Origin of the sequence: Marinobacterium ramblicola (genome assembly GCF_019084545.1) — a bacterium.
Lineage (GTDB): Bacteria > Pseudomonadota > Gammaproteobacteria > Pseudomonadales > Balneatricaceae > Marinobacterium_D > Marinobacterium_D ramblicola.
In genome coordinates this window covers 30614-44491 of the sequence record NZ_JAHREP010000025.1, presented here as the reverse complement: position 1 = coordinate 44491, position 13878 = coordinate 30614, and the positions used below count along the sequence as shown (strand labels likewise).

Here is a 13878-nt window from a genome sequence, read left to right as displayed (position 1 = left end):
GTTGTCGCTAAGACTCTAGAGTATGCGATAAAAATCCGCCAACGGCACTGGCTCTTTCGTACCATACTGCGAAAAACGGTCAACGCCCCGGCGGCCAGGCCTTATGCTACGGTATGAGCCTTGCGGCTGGTTTGGCTGTGGATGCAAAAGGTTAAGGCTGAGATGTCACGCCGAGCCGCACCCCTTCTGTTCTGTACTGATGCAACTTAGATAGAACGCCAGCTCCTGCTCCAGCACCCTGGCCTGGTTTTCCGCTTTTCTAAAGCCATGAGACTCATCTTCAAAAATGTGGCTCTCAACCAGGACACCATTGGCTTCTAGTCGTTCAACCATTCGCTGTGTCTGTTCCGGTAGCACGACCCTGTCGTTCGCGCCCTGAAAAAAGATAACCGGCGCGCGGATCCGGTCTGCATTAAGCAGCGGAGAGCGTTGCCGGTAACGCTCCGGGTATTGTTCCGGATCGCCGATCAGCCAGTGCAGATAGCGGGATTCAAACTTATGTGTGAGTTCGTTCAGACGAGCAGGGTCTGACACACCGTAAAGGCTCGCCCCGGCGGTAAACAATCGGCTTTGTGCCAGAGCACATAGCGTAGTAAAGCCCCCCGCGCTGTTGCCGCGAATGAAGATAGCGCCGGGATCGGCCAACTGCCGCTCGATGAGATCCTGCGCCACCGTTACGACATCCTGAACATCAGCGATACCCCACTGTCCCTGCAGTTGCATACGGTAGTCGCGACCATAGCCGGTGCTGCCGCGATAGTTGATGTCGGCGATCATAAACCCGCGCTGGGTCCAGAACTGGATGCCGGGCTTGAGCGTGGGTGCAGTGACCGCCGTGGGCCCGCCGTGGGTATAGATTACCAAGGGTAACCGGGCAACACCGGAATCCGCTGGCCGGTAAAGAAAGTAAGGTACGGTCCCCCCCTGCTCTATGGGTATGGCACAGGGTTCCGGATTGGTAACCGGATAGTCCGGCACCGCGCCGCCATATACAGTGTCACAGAACAGGGTTTTCGAAACCCCATCTCCGTGCAAGCACAGAATTGCCGCATGGCGGTTGCTGTATTCGGCAATGCAGTAGATCTGGCCGTCCGCCAGTGTTAACGAGTGCAGGCGAGTCGCCGGGGAGTCCAGGCGCAAACGCTGCCACCGCTCGCCATCGTGACGGAAAAGCCCTGAGTACCCCTGATGTTGTCCAATGGCATAGAGTTGTCCGTCATCGCTCCAGCCGTAGGTCGAGAGACCGAACTGCCAAGGCGCTGTCGTAAACTCCGTAGCCGGCGGCGGTTCACCCGACAGCGGCTCGAAGCATCGCCCATTGAAGCGCTCGATCCGCCACCAGCTGTCGCGATCTATTACTGCATGAAGGTCACCGTCGGCGGAAAACCTGGGCTGCGCCCAGGCCCCTTCACAATCCGAAACCTCGCGGCTCACGACTATCTGGCCGCCTTCGCCAAGCCCGGCTAGACAGAGACGGGTGCGGATCCAGGGTTGATCGGGGTGATTCCACTCGATCCAGGCCAGCTGCGAACCGTCGGGGCTTAAAACGGGGGAGGAGTAGAAATCAGCCCCTTCGGCAAGGGTATGCACCTGGCCATCACCGGTGATGCTGACCAGGCAGTTCACCGGCTCTTCGGCATCGGGCTGGTGCGTTTCGGATATCGCGATCAGCCGCTCTCGGTCGGGGTCGAACAGCAGGTCGGCAAAGCGACAGTTCGGCAGATCGGTAAGCCTGCGCACAACGCGACTCTCCAGAGACAAGCTCCAGATCTGCTGATCGCTATCGTTTATGAAAAAGGCAGAGGAGTGCGAAAAACACCAGCCGCCACCGCCGTACTCATGTACACGACTGCGCACGCTAAACTCCGGCGCCAGCAGCGAGATCGCTTCGCCATGCACGAATTCGCAGAGCCGGTTCTGCCCGCTGCAATTATCGAAGCTGACCCCGTAGATCCTGGCGTCCCGAGTACGCAGCGCGGCATACTCCTGGATCGCTTTGACCGCTTCCATTGCCGTGATCGGTTGCTCAACCAGAGCGGGCGAACACACGTGAGCTTTCCGCGAAAACTTTGGAGTTTCGCTCGTTGCGATAGGTGATCGGCTGTCCGTTGGTGTCTAGCTCTGCAGCCTCACGTGCCGCCAGTATCTTGCCGTGATCCGGTGATTTGCCGCACACCGGATCCGCTGCATGCATATCGCCGGTCATCATGTAGGCCTGGCAGCGGCAACCGCCGTGATCCTGCTCCTTCTCGTCACAGGACCTGCACGGCTCCTGCATCCACTCATCGCCGCGAAAGTAGTTGAAGCCGTTGGATTCATTCCAGATGGCGTCGATCGACTGATCCTTCACGTTCGGAAACTCGATCGGCAGCATCCGAGCACTGTGGCAGGGCAGCGCCGTTCCGTCCGGCGTCACTGTGAGGAAGATCTCGCCCCAGCCGTTCATGCACTTCTTCGGACGCTCCTCGTAGTAGTCAGGGGTGACAAAGATCAGCCGGATCGGGTTACCTTCCGCCTTCAGCTTCTCGCGATACTCATTGGTAATCCGCTCGGCACGCTCCAGCTGCGCCTTGGTCGGCAGCAGCTGTTCCCGGTTCTCGTAGGCCCAGCCGTAGTACTGACAGGTGGCCAGCTCCACGTAGTCCGCCTCCAGCTCGACGCACAGCTCGATGATGCGGTCGATCTGATCGATATTGTGCTTGTGGGTGACGAAGTTGAGCACCATCGGATAGCCCTGCGCCTTCACTTCGCGGGCGATCTTCAGCTTCTGCTGGAACGCCTTTTTCGAGCCGGCCAGCATGTTGTTGACCTCTTCGTCGGAGGCCTGGAAGCTGACCTGGATATGGTCCAGTCCCGCCTCGCGAAACGCGGCGATACGCTCGCCGCTAAGGCCGATGCCAGAGGTGATCAGGTTGGTGTAGTAGCCAAGCTTGCGCGCCTCGGCGATCAGCCGCTCCAGGTCTTGGCGCACCAGCGGCTCGCCGCCGGAAAAGCCTAGCTGCGCCGCGCCCATCTCCCGCGCCTGGCGAAATACGCTGATCCACTCCTCAGTACTCAGTTCTTCACCGGCACCGGCAAAATCGAGCGGATTGCTGCAATAGGGACACTGCAGCGGGCACTTGTAGGTCAGTTCGGCGAGCAGCCAAAGCGGCTGCCCGTGGGTCTTGGTGCGCGCAAGCGCGTTAGCGGTAGTCGATCCAGCGTTGCTCACGGGCCACCTCCAGAAACTCCAGGATATCGCCGCTCAGGTCCCCCGCTTCGGGAAACTTCTCCATCAGCGCCGCGCTGATCGCGGTGACGTTGCGCTGGCCATCCACCAGCGCCAGGATCTCCCCGGCGCTCTGATTGAGCTTGACCATTCCCTCCGGGTACAGCAGCACGTAGGCCTGCTGGGCCGGCTCCCACTGAAAGCGAAACAGGGTACCCAGTACGGGCACGCGGAAATCGGTTTTGACGGCAGCGTTCATCGGAACAGTCCTCTATGGTAGACCTTGTCCCTGGTAACGGTGTGATACGGCGGACGCTCCAGCTCGTAGGCCATGCTCATGGCATCGAGCATGCTCCAGAGCACGTCCAGCTTGAACTGCAGGATCTCCAACATCCGCTCCTGCTTCTCGCGGGTGTCGTAGAAATCCAGCGTGATCTCCAGCCCGTGTTTGACGTCGCGGCGAGCTTCGGTCAGTCGGTTGCGAAAATACTGGTAACCCTCGGCCTTGATCCAGGGGTAGTGGCTGGGCCAGGTATCCAGACGCGACTGGTGGATGGTGGGCGCAAACAGCTCGGTGAGCGATGAGCTGGCGGCCTCCTCCCAACCGGCACGGCGGGCAAAATTGACATAAGCATCGACAGCGAAACGGACGCCCGGCAGCACATGCTCCTGGGACAGGATCTCCTCGCGGGTCAGCCCTACCGCCTCGCCCAGGCGCAGCCAGGCTTCGATACCACCCTCGGCATCGCCGTAGCCGTCGTGGTCAAGAATGCGCTGCACCCACTTGCGGCGTACATCTCGGTCCGGGCAGTTGGCCAGGATCGCGGCGTCCTTGAGCGGGATATTGATCTGGTAGTAGAAACGGTTCGCCACCCAACCACGGATCTGCTCCGGCGTGGAGCGCCCCTCGTACATATCGACGTGGTACGGGTGGAAGATGTGGTACAGCTCGCCCTTGGCGCGCAGCGCCTGTTCGAACTCGTCGCGGCTCATCGGTGCTTGTGTGCTCATGCAAAACTCCTACAGTTCTATGCTCATACCGTCATACGAGACCTCGATGCCGTGGGCGGTCAGTTCCGCGCGCTCGGGCGAGTCCTCGATCAGGATCGGGTTGGTGTTGTTGATGTGAATCAGCACCTTGCGAGGCTTATCTATGGTATCAAGGAAGGCGATCATGCCGCCCTCGCCCGACTGAGCCAGATGCCCCATATGAACGCCGAGCTTGTCGCCGACGCCGTTGTGAGCCATCTCGTCATCACGCCACAGGGTACCGTCCACCAGCAAGCAATCGGCCTCAGCCATCATCGCCGGCAGGTGGGGTTCGATCCGGCCAAGGCCGGGAGCATAGAACAGGGATTTGCCGCTCTGGGTATCGCGGATCAGTACGCCGATATTGTCGCCGGGATGCGGGTCGTTGCGGTGCGGCGAGTATGGCGGTGCGCTGGAGATCAGCGGCACAGCGATAAACTCCAGCCCCGGCGCACAATCGATGGTGAAACGGTTCACCACCTCATCGACCGGGATCCGCTTGCGATTCAGGCCACCATTCCAGTGCTCCAGCATGTTGAACACCGGGAAGCCGCTGGTCAGGTCCTGATGGACCATATCGGTACACCAGACATCGAGCGGGCAACCTTCACGCAGCAGCAGTAAGCCGGTGGTGTGATCGATCTGGCTGTCCATCAGCACGATGGCGCCAATCCCGGTATCGCGCTTGGCACGGGCCGGTTGCATCGGCGCAAAATCGGCCAGCTGGGCACGTATATCCGGGGATGCGTTAAACAGCACCCAGTCGATACCGTTACTGGAGACCGCGATGGAGGATTGCGTACGGGGTTTGGCGTTGAGGGTACCGCTCCTGACGCCTGTGCAGTTGTCACAGTTGCAGTTCCACTGCGGAAAACCGCCGCCGGCGGCTGAACCCAGAATCTGTATTTTCATTGTTATTCTTCTTTGCCCAGAGTGGATTGAGGGGAGGCAGCCAGTCGGCTGCTTATCCGGGCCGGGAGGAAGGCTACCGACGAAACGCCGGCAGCTTCACTCGGAGCGCGTAACTTCTATAAGTTAATACAAGTTAACGGTTCGCGAAGTACATGGTGACTTCGAAGCCGATACGCAGATCAGTGAATGCGGGCTTGGTCCACATAGCTATTTCCTCGATTGTTATTGTTGAACACACCCTGATCTTAGGAGTCGCCCGGCTTGCGCCATATGGTACTTTGGAACTAAATCGGTCGCGAAATAGTACCCCCTCCGAGAGCAGCCTTGCTCTTGAGCACTTGACCCCGGTCATGTGCCCAAAACAGTTGTTGGCGCATGATGCGGGTAAATCCGATCGAAGAGGTGCAGATCATGAGTCTGATGCAATTTCTCGAAAACCGCATGGAGATGATGAGCGGCATGTTGGCGGCGTCGGGCGCCGACCTGTCGAGGCTCCCCCACAGCTCGTTTGAACGACAGTTTCGCAGTGCCACCTATCGCTGCTTAAACTGCAAAAGCTGCGAGGAGTGCCAACGCTGGCTCAACGAGGGACACCAGCAGGAAAAGGTACCTGGGTTCTGCCCCAACGCGGAACTGATGAACAGCGTACGGGATTGAGCCAGCTCCCCACATTCGACCACAGCACGACGCTTGTGCCGCTCCTGCGCATCCCTGCACCCGCGGCATACCGTACATCCTGTACATAAAAAATCGGCCCCCGAAGGAGCCGAATAGTGCGCTTAGTGACGGCGGCCTCGTGGGGGACGAGGCCTTAGAAACCGGGAGCCTCTGCTCAGCTCCCGGCCACTTCCCTGTGCAAGCACAACGGACAGAGAAGGGTTTAGAAGAAGCCCAGCGGATCGGTGCTGTAGCTGACCAGCAGGTTCTTGGTCTGCTGATAGTGATCCAGCATCATCTTGTGGGTTTCGCGGCCCACACCAGACTTCTTGTAGCCACCGAAGGCTGCGTGAGCCGGATAAGCGTGGTAGCAGTTGGTCCAGACACGACCGGCTTCGATACCGCGACCCATGCGGTAAGCACGGTTCATATCGCGAGACCATACGCCGGCACCCAGACCGAACTCGGTATCGTTGGCGATCGCCAGCGCTTCAGCTTCATCTTTGAAGGTGGTCACGGCGACGACCGGCCCGAAGATCTCCTCCTGGAACACACGCATGGTGTTGTTGCCCTTGAGCAGAGTCGGCTGGATGTAGAAGCCGTTGTCGAAGCCGGAGAGACGCTCGGCCGCACCACCGATCAGGCACTCGGCACCTTCGTTGCGACCGATCTCCAGGTAACCCAGGATCTTGTCATACTGCTCCTGAGACGCCTGGGCACCCACCATGGTCTCGGTATCCAGCGGGTTACCACGCTTGATCTGGCGGGTACGCTCGATCACCATGCTGATGAACTTGTCGTAGATGGTTTCCTGAACCAGCAGACGGGACGGACAGGTGCACACTTCACCCTGGTTGAAGAACGCCAGCACGGTACCCTCAACACACTTGCTCAAGTAGCTGTCTTCATGATCCATCACGTCTTCGAAATAGATGTTCGGAGACTTGCCGCCCAGTTCGACAGTCGACGGAATGATGTTTTCGGCAGCGCACTTGAGGATGTGCGAACCAACCGGAGTAGAACCGGTGAATGCGATCTTGGCGATACGCTTGCTGGTGGCCAAAGCCTGACCTGCCTCAGCACCGAAACCGTTAACCACGTTCAGCACGCCCGGCGGCAGCAGGTCGCCGATCACTTCCATCAGCACCAGGATAGAAGCCGGGGTCTGCTCGGCAGGCTTGAGCACGATGCAGTTACCTGCAGCCAGTGCCGGCGCCAGTTTCCATGCGGCCATCAACAGCGGGAAGTTCCACGGAATGATCTGACCAACAACGCCCAGCGGCTCGTGGAAGTGGTAGGCAACGGTATTTTCGTCGATCTCGCCGATAGAACCTTCCTGCGCACGCACGCAGCCGGCGAAGTAACGGAAATGGTCGGAAGAGAGCGGCACGTCTGCAGCCAGGGTTTCACGAACGGCCTTACCGTTATCCCAGGTTTCTGCAACGGCCAGCTTTTCCAGGTTGGCGTCGATGCGATCGGCGATTTTCAGCAGGATATTGGAGCGCTCGGTAACCGAGGTTTTACCCCATGCAGCTTTTGCTTTGTGCGCGGCATCCAGCGCCAGCTCGATATCTTCCGCAGTAGAGCGTGGAATTTCACAGATAGCTTCGCCAGTACACGGAGAGATGTTGGTGAAGTACTGCCCCTTGACCGGCGCTACCCATTGACCACCGATGTAGTTACCGTAGCGCTGCTGGAAAGTTACTACTGAACCTTCTGTACCTGGCTGTGCGTAGATCATTGTCGTAAGCCTCTTTGTTTTTATGTCCAGAGACTACGCCCCGCGGGCGAAGCCATTTGTTATTCGACAATTGCATCTTAGTAAGCCAACCACCCTGCCCGGTATCGTCCCTTGGCAGCGATAAACCGATACTTTGGTATTGCGCAACTCGCACGCCGAGGACGTTATGACCAAGCAAAACGCTCGGATAGGCGATATACTCAGGTTTTGAATTATTCATCCAAATCTGAAAGGAAGATCTATGCCACTCCTGGACAGTTTTAGAGTCGACCACACCCGTATGCATGCCCCCGCCGTGCGCATCGCCAAAACGATGAACACGCCTAAGGGCGACCCGATTACCGTGTTCGATCTGCGCTTCTGTCTCCCCAACCAGGAGATTCTGTCCGAGAAAGGGATCCACACCCTCGAGCACCTGTTTGCCGGATTCATGCGCGACCACCTCAACGGCGAGAGCGTCGAAATCATCGACATTTCACCCATGGGATGCCGCACCGGCTTCTACATGAGCCTGATCGGAACGCCGAGCGAGCAGGATGTGGTCAACGCCTGGCAGGCGTCGATGGAGGACGTGTTGAATGTAGCGAGCGAAGGCGATATCCCGGAGCTGAACCAGTACCAGTGCGGCACCTACAGCATGCACTCACTGAATGAAGCCAAGCAGATCGCCCAGAACATTCTCGATCGCGGCATCGACGTCAACAGTAATACCGAGCTGTACTTGAGCGAAGAGTATCTGCGCGAGCACAGCTAAGCCGCGCGCACCCAACTGCAGAAACGCCCGCAACCGCGGGCGTTTCCGTGTTTGTTAACCATCAAGTAGCATGGTGGCCCTAAATCCGATCGATCTTGGCCGCCAGAATAAAGTCGTTTTCATGCAGGCCATCAATTTTGTGGGTCCAGATCTCGATCCGGGCATATCCCCAACCGAATGTGATCTCGGGATGATGCCCCTGCTCTTCGGCCAGCTCCCCTACCCGGTTAACGAAGCTCAGCGCATCGCGAAAGTTATCGAAACTGAAAGCGCGGCTGATCCGTTTGCCATCCTCTGAGAGCGTCCATTTAGGCACCTGGGACATGTACTCTTGCGCCTGCTCTCCGGTCAGTGGCGGCGTACCGCCCCGGCAGGGCTCACAGCTCATTTGGTCTAACGCCATATCACACCTCCGGCCTAAGCGTTGCCTGCTTTACCCTTGACTCACTATTCCCATGACTCAAGTGTAGCCCGCAAACGAAACCGCAACCGAAACGGTTAAGGTGCAAAACTAGCGCTAAGCATCCTCCAGCTCTTGAGTTTCTGAACGGAACCGCTTGCGCTCCTCGGCGGACAAGCCAAGGATCTTGGCAAACCAGGGCGGAGGTGCTGCAAACACACGCTGAAACTCCTTCAGTTTTTCGCTCGCCTCGATCACCTCGGGCACCTTGATCGGGTAGATATCGGCGCGAATCACCTTGGCGGCAGCGGGTCCACCCATGGTCTGCACGAACAGCACCTGACAATCACGAATCAGGTCGACACGGAACTGGTTTTTGTCCGGTGCGCTGTCGGCATCCATGGCGGAGCGGATATCGACGAGACGCATCTCCGTAGCCGAGAGCTGGTAGACCAGGAACCGCAGGCAGGAGCCGAAGTGACCGTTGAGTAGACCGGCCACATTTGAAGCCACCGCCACACGCACCGAGCCCGGCATCTCGCCATCCCGGTAAGACTCGATCGCCGGCAGCCCCTCATCCGACTCCTCGCCCCAGAGGTAGCGAACGGCGAGCTTGATGTTTTCAAGACCTATGCCTATGTCCTCTCCGTCCTCCTCTCCATCCAGGCTGCCGATACCAGTTTTCAGGTTGGTGACCGTTACCGTTTTCAGCTTTTCGTCATCCAGGGGGGCGCCTACACGATCATGCAGAATTTCTAGGAGTTCGCCGATTTCGACGCCCGGCAATACCCGGGCAGCCAAGGCAATACGCAACGCCAATTCACGATCCAGTGTTTCCATCGAGATGCTCCAAATCAGGCGCAACAGCGCGCAGAAGTTGATAACGGGTCAGGCGTACAGCCAGCTTCAGTCGTGACATATCGTCATGGGTTAGGTTATTGGGGTCTGCAACTGCTAGCGCAGCAAAACGTCTGCCAAGGCCACGAAAAGAAAGAAACGCAGATTACATCCAGCTATTTTTCAACAAGTTATAAACTCTATTTAATGTCATCGGGGCCTCCATCAGCTATGAGCATTACCGCCAGGATTGTGGCACCTGCAACAAATTTGAGCCGAATAGCCGACAGCACTAAAAACACCCGATCATATCCGTTATGATCCGGCCGAACCTCTGATAAGGACCCTCAATGTTCGAGCTGAAAGATCTGTTCTGGCTGGCACTGACAGGCGCGATCTGCCTGCTCTGGTGGCGCGGACAGAAAGTACGGGAGATCGCGCTGAAGCATGCGCGCAAGAGCTGTAACGAAATGGATCTGCAGCTGCTCGATGAAAGTGTCGCGCTGCGCGCAATCTGGATAAAGCGGGATGAGGATGGTCAACTGCATATCTGGCGGCGCTACACCTTCGAGTTCACCTCGACAGGTGACGAGCGCTATTCTGGACAGGTGGTGACTCTCGGCTATCGCGCGACCGGTATCGATCTGCCACCTCACCGCATTGGGTAGCACGTTACGCAAATAATTGACCGAAGCGGTTCTCCATCCTGCAACAGCCGTAGTATCCTCGCCGCTATGCAACCGAAAACCGGATACCTAACACTGACAGCGATAGTGTTGACCCTGCTGGCTGGGGGGCCCGCGCTTGTCAGCGCCGGTGAGATACGTCGCATTGTCCACCCGGACGGGCGCGTGGAGTTTACCAATGTTGCCCCGGCCCATTCAGACAGGCGACTCTCCGGCAGCGGTTCGGTGGAAACCGTATACAAATTCCGCCGCCCCGATGGCACCCTCAGCTTTACCGACCAGCGACCGCTGCATATCCGCGATGTCGAGGTGCTCAGGTTCGATTGCTACGCCTGCAGGGTCGGCTCCACCGTCGACTGGTATAAAACTCCGCTGAATAACGACGCCTACAAAAGCGATATCGCCTCTGCTGCCAAGCAGTATGGCGTCAACCCAGCCCTGGTCCGAGCCGTTATCCATGCCGAGTCCGCGTTCAACCCTCAGGCACGTTCAAGCAAGGGGGCAATGGGGCTTATGCAGTTGATGCCGGCAACCGCAGAGGATCTGGAGGTCCAAAACGCCTTGGATCCGAGGCAGAATATCTACGGCGGCGTACGCTACCTGTCCGCACTGCTGGAACGCTACAAGGGCGATGTGAAGCTCGCCACCGCCGCCTACAATGCCGGTCCAGGTGCCGTGGCAAAATATGCTGGAATTCCACCCTATTCGGAAACCCAGGCCTATGTGGAGCGGGTCGGCATATTGCTTAACCGATACGCAGCGCTCCAACCCTGATTCGTCCCGTATCCAAGGTCTGGAAGAGCAACGCATGCAGTTACTGAACACACAGCGACTCTGGAACAGAGCCGCGCATAACGCCTTTACCGATATGGTCCGCTTTAACGGACGGCTCTATGTCGTCTTTCGTGAAGGCGAGCAGCATATTTCGGATGCCGGTATCATCAGGGTGTTGTGCCTGATAGATGGGCAGCAGGCGTGGCGAGACATGGCACGAATAGCCCTTGAGGGCGCCGACCTGCGCGACGCAAAACTCAGTATCACACCCGATAACCGCTTGATGCTGCTGAGTGCAGCGGCTAAAGCCACCGGCCCTGTGTCCCATCAGACCAAGGCCTGGTTCAGCCAAGACGGCGAACGGTGGAGTGATCCGATCGATATATCCGAGCCCAACCACTGGCTCTGGCGGCTCAACTGGTATCAGAATGTCGCCTACGGCTTTGCATACGGGACAGGAGGCGTCGGCGGCCTGTACTGGTATCGCGTCACCCCTGACGGCAAATGGCAGCAGCACCGCTTGACCGAGTTTGACGAGCAATATGTCAATGAACACGACCTCTGCTTCGATCGGGATGGCAGCGCCTGGTGCCTGCTCAGGCGGGACAACGCCGATGCCGGGAACAGCAATGCCCTGCTGGGGCATGCCGCGCCGCCCTATGAGCAGTGGCAATGGCAGGATATAGGTTTCCGTATCGGTGGGCCCTGCCTGATCCAGGATGAAAAGCAGACAGGCTTTATCGCCGCCTACCGTCGCTACAAACATCCAGCGCAGTGGCTACCGCAGTGGACGGAGGTCAGTCGACTGAGCAAACAGTCGGAGATCGATGAAACGGTTGTATTGCCCTCTGGGGGCGACTGCAGCTATCCGGGGCTGGTGTTGGACGGTGATCGGTTACGTGTCGTCTACTACTCCAGCCATGAACAGCAGCTGGGTACCGCGATCTATCTGGCAGAGCTGAACCTGAGCGCTGAACCCTCAGCCCTCGCTGCTCGACGACAACTTACCCACAGGCAATAGCCAATAGGCCAACAAAAAAGGGCCCGAAGGCCCTTTTTTGCATTACACAGCTTTACTTGCTGGCCATCTCTGCGCTGGCCGGAAGCTTGAACGTCCACACGGAGCCACCCTGGTTCAGGTGCTTGACGCGCTTGGCGACCTCACCACCCCAAAGCGGTACCGCACCACCCCAGCCGGAGACGACGGAGACGTACTGTTCGCCATCCATCTCCCAAGTGATCGGCGAGCCGACGATACCGGAACCGGTGTTGAACTTGTACACCATCTCGCCGGACTTGGCGTCGAACGCCATCAGGTAGCCTTCCGGGTTACCGGTGAAGACCAGGTTACCGGCGGTTGCCAGAACGCCACCCCAAAGCGGAGCGTAGTTCTCGTAGCGCCATACCTCTTTACCGGACTTCGGATCGATCGCGCGCAGTACGCCGATGTACTCGTCGTTGGTCGGGTGAATGGTGAAGCCCGCACCCAGGTAGGCCGCGCCCTTCTTGTAGTTGACCGGCTCGTTCCAGATATCCATCGCCCACTCGTTGGAGGGCACGTAGAAGTATCCGGTATCCTGGCTGTACGCCATCGGCATCCAGTTCTTGCCGCCGAGGAACGACGGCTGAGCGACCACGGTGCTGCCCTTCTCGGCCGCTGCCGGGTTACCCGGACGGTTCTCTTCGATGTAGATCGGGCGACCGTTCTTATCCAGCCCCTTGGCCCAGCTCACCTTGTCGACGAACGGGAAACCGCGGATGAAGTCGCCGTTTTCACGGTTCAGGACGTAGAAGAAACCGTTACGGTCGGCGGTCGCCGCGGCCTTGACGGTCTTGCCGCCCTCCTTGTAGTCGAAGGAGATCAGCTCGTTGACACCGTCGAAGTCCCAGCCGTCGTGCGGGGTGGTCTGGAAGTGCCACTTGATCTTGCCGTCATCCGGGTCGATCGCCAGGCGTGAAGAGGAGAACAGGTTGTCGCCCGGACGCATGTGAGAGTTCCACGGTGCCGGGTTACCGGTACCGATGAAGATGCTGTCGGTATCCGGATCGTAGTAGCCGCCCAGCCAGGTGGCGGCGCCGCCGGTCTTCCACAGGTCACCCGGCCAGGTCTGGCCCGGCTTGCCACCGGAGATGCCGTTCTCGACCTTCTTGCCATCCTTGTAGACGTAGCCCATGTGACCCTCTACGGTCGGACGGGTCCAGACCAGATCGCCGGTTTTGGCATCGTAGGCTTCCACCTTGCCGACCACACCGAACTCGCCGCCGGATACGCCGGTGATCACCTTGCCCTTGACGATTAAGGGCGCGGCGGTCAGAGAGTAACCTTCCTGATAGTCGGAGACGGTCTTTTTCCAGACGGTCTTGCCGGTGTCCTTGTTCAGGGCAACCAGCTTGGCATCGAGGGTACCGAAGATCACCAGGTCGTCGTACAGCGCGACACCACGGTTGATCACGTCGCAGCAGGGCATGATGCCATCAGGCAGACGGGCGTTGTATTCCCAGATCTCCTCGCCGGTCTTCACGTCGATCGCGAACACACGGGAGTAGGAGCCGGTGACGTACATGACGCCATCCTTCACCAGCGGCTGAGACTCCTGGCCACGCTGCTTCTCACCACCGAAGGAGAAGGACCAGACCGGACGCAGCTCCTGTACGTTCTTGGTGTTGAGCTTGGCCAGTGGGCTGAAACGCTGCCCCTGTACACCAAGGCCGTTGGAGACGACATCGTCGGTCGTCATGTGGTCGTTCAAGATATCTTCATCGGTTACACCGGCCTGTGCAACGTTGGCCGTGGACATCGCTGCAACGAGGGCAGTAACTGCAAAGCCTGTACTGAGCCCGAGTCGTTTCATTGTCGTCTCCTTTGCGGAATCATTCTTA

General features: G+C 58.5%; 15 protein-coding genes. 5 read left to right on the top strand and 10 right to left on the bottom strand.

Going from position 1 to position 13878, the window contains the following annotated elements; all coding sequences use genetic code 11:
* Positions 1 to 165 precede the first annotated feature (165 nt).
* The 6 genes from KQ940_RS17660 to pqqA form a co-directional block, all read right to left on the bottom strand.
* Positions 166 to 2010 (bottom strand): S9 family peptidase, encoded by a 1845-nt coding sequence (locus tag KQ940_RS17660; RefSeq protein ID WP_217415131.1) that lies wholly within the window; start codon positions 2008 to 2010, stop codon positions 166 to 168.
* 16 nt (positions 2011 to 2026) lie between these two features.
* Positions 2027 to 3211: a pyrroloquinoline quinone biosynthesis protein PqqE gene (gene pqqE / locus KQ940_RS17655; protein WP_217415130.1), complete on the bottom strand. Its 1185-nt coding sequence runs from the start codon at positions 3209 to 3211 to the stop codon at positions 2027 to 2029.
* Positions 3183 to 3467, bottom strand: coding sequence for a pyrroloquinoline quinone biosynthesis peptide chaperone PqqD (gene pqqD / locus KQ940_RS17650; RefSeq protein ID WP_188747605.1), 285 nt, complete (start codon positions 3465 to 3467; stop codon positions 3183 to 3185). The genes pqqE and pqqD overlap by 29 nt, the downstream gene beginning before the upstream one ends.
* A complete protein-coding gene (pqqC, locus tag KQ940_RS17645) occupies positions 3464 to 4219 on the bottom strand; it encodes a pyrroloquinoline-quinone synthase PqqC (RefSeq protein ID WP_217415129.1) in 756 nt (251 codons plus the stop codon). Before pqqC ends, pqqD begins: the two co-directional genes overlap by 4 nt.
* A 9-nt stretch (positions 4220 to 4228) precedes the next feature.
* Positions 4229 to 5149 (bottom strand): pyrroloquinoline quinone biosynthesis protein PqqB, encoded by a 921-nt coding sequence (pqqB, locus tag KQ940_RS17640; RefSeq protein ID WP_217415128.1) that lies wholly within the window; start codon positions 5147 to 5149, stop codon positions 4229 to 4231.
* Between the two features lie 133 nt (positions 5150 to 5282).
* Complete coding sequence (gene pqqA, locus KQ940_RS17635) at positions 5283 to 5354, bottom strand: pyrroloquinoline quinone precursor peptide PqqA (RefSeq protein ID WP_003253598.1); 72 nt, start codon at positions 5352 to 5354, stop codon at positions 5283 to 5285.
* 170 nt (positions 5355 to 5524) lie between these two features.
* Here pqqA and KQ940_RS17630 point away from each other — a divergent pair, with 170 nt between their 5' ends.
* Entirely contained in the window at positions 5525 to 5806 is a 282-nt protein-coding gene (locus KQ940_RS17630) for a DUF6455 family protein (protein ID WP_217415127.1), read from the top strand.
* 223 nt (positions 5807 to 6029) lie between these two features.
* Here the strand turns inward: KQ940_RS17630 and exaC are convergent, their stop codons facing one another.
* A complete protein-coding gene (gene exaC, locus KQ940_RS17625) occupies positions 6030 to 7547 on the bottom strand; it encodes an acetaldehyde dehydrogenase ExaC (RefSeq protein ID WP_217415126.1) in 1518 nt (505 codons plus the stop codon).
* Between the two features lie 241 nt (positions 7548 to 7788).
* On the opposite strand from exaC, the gene luxS reads away from it, so the two are divergent.
* Positions 7789 to 8301, top strand: a complete 513-nt coding sequence (gene luxS, locus KQ940_RS17620; protein ID WP_217415125.1) for an S-ribosylhomocysteine lyase — start codon at positions 7789 to 7791, stop codon at positions 8299 to 8301.
* A gap of 79 nt (positions 8302 to 8380) precedes the next feature.
* Here the strand turns inward: luxS and KQ940_RS17615 are convergent, their stop codons facing one another.
* Together KQ940_RS17615 and KQ940_RS17610 are read right to left on the bottom strand one after the other, a co-directional pair.
* A complete protein-coding gene (locus KQ940_RS17615) occupies positions 8381 to 8704 on the bottom strand; it encodes a 4a-hydroxytetrahydrobiopterin dehydratase (RefSeq protein ID WP_217415124.1) in 324 nt (107 codons plus the stop codon).
* A 114-nt stretch (positions 8705 to 8818) separates the two neighbouring features.
* Positions 8819 to 9541 carry a dinitrogenase iron-molybdenum cofactor biosynthesis protein gene (locus KQ940_RS17610; RefSeq protein WP_217415123.1) on the bottom strand — a complete coding sequence of 241 codons (723 nt, stop codon included), beginning with the start codon at positions 9539 to 9541 and terminating at the stop codon, positions 8819 to 8821.
* Positions 9542 to 9888: 347 nt separating this feature from the next.
* Between KQ940_RS17610 and KQ940_RS17605 the strand changes: the two genes are divergently transcribed.
* The 3 genes from KQ940_RS17605 to KQ940_RS17595 all read left to right on the top strand — a co-directional run bounded on the left by KQ940_RS17605 (position 9889) and on the right by KQ940_RS17595 (position 12019).
* Complete coding sequence (locus KQ940_RS17605) at positions 9889 to 10206, top strand: DUF3301 domain-containing protein (RefSeq protein WP_217415122.1); 318 nt, start codon at positions 9889 to 9891, stop codon at positions 10204 to 10206.
* Positions 10207 to 10311: 105 nt separating this feature from the next.
* The gene (locus tag KQ940_RS22995) at positions 10312 to 10998 is read left to right on the top strand and encodes a lytic transglycosylase domain-containing protein (protein ID WP_343222677.1); all 687 of its coding nucleotides are present in this window, start codon (positions 10312 to 10314) and stop codon (positions 10996 to 10998) included.
* A 34-nt stretch (positions 10999 to 11032) separates the two neighbouring features.
* Positions 11033 to 12019 carry a hypothetical protein gene (locus KQ940_RS17595; protein WP_217415119.1) on the top strand — a complete coding sequence of 329 codons (987 nt, stop codon included), beginning with the start codon at positions 11033 to 11035 and terminating at the stop codon, positions 12017 to 12019.
* Between the two features lie 52 nt (positions 12020 to 12071).
* On the opposite strand, the gene KQ940_RS17590 is transcribed toward KQ940_RS17595, so the two are convergent.
* Positions 12072 to 13850 (bottom strand): PQQ-dependent methanol/ethanol family dehydrogenase, encoded by a 1779-nt coding sequence (locus KQ940_RS17590; protein WP_217415118.1) that lies wholly within the window; start codon positions 13848 to 13850, stop codon positions 12072 to 12074.
* Between the last annotated feature and the right edge of the window lie 28 nt (positions 13851 to 13878).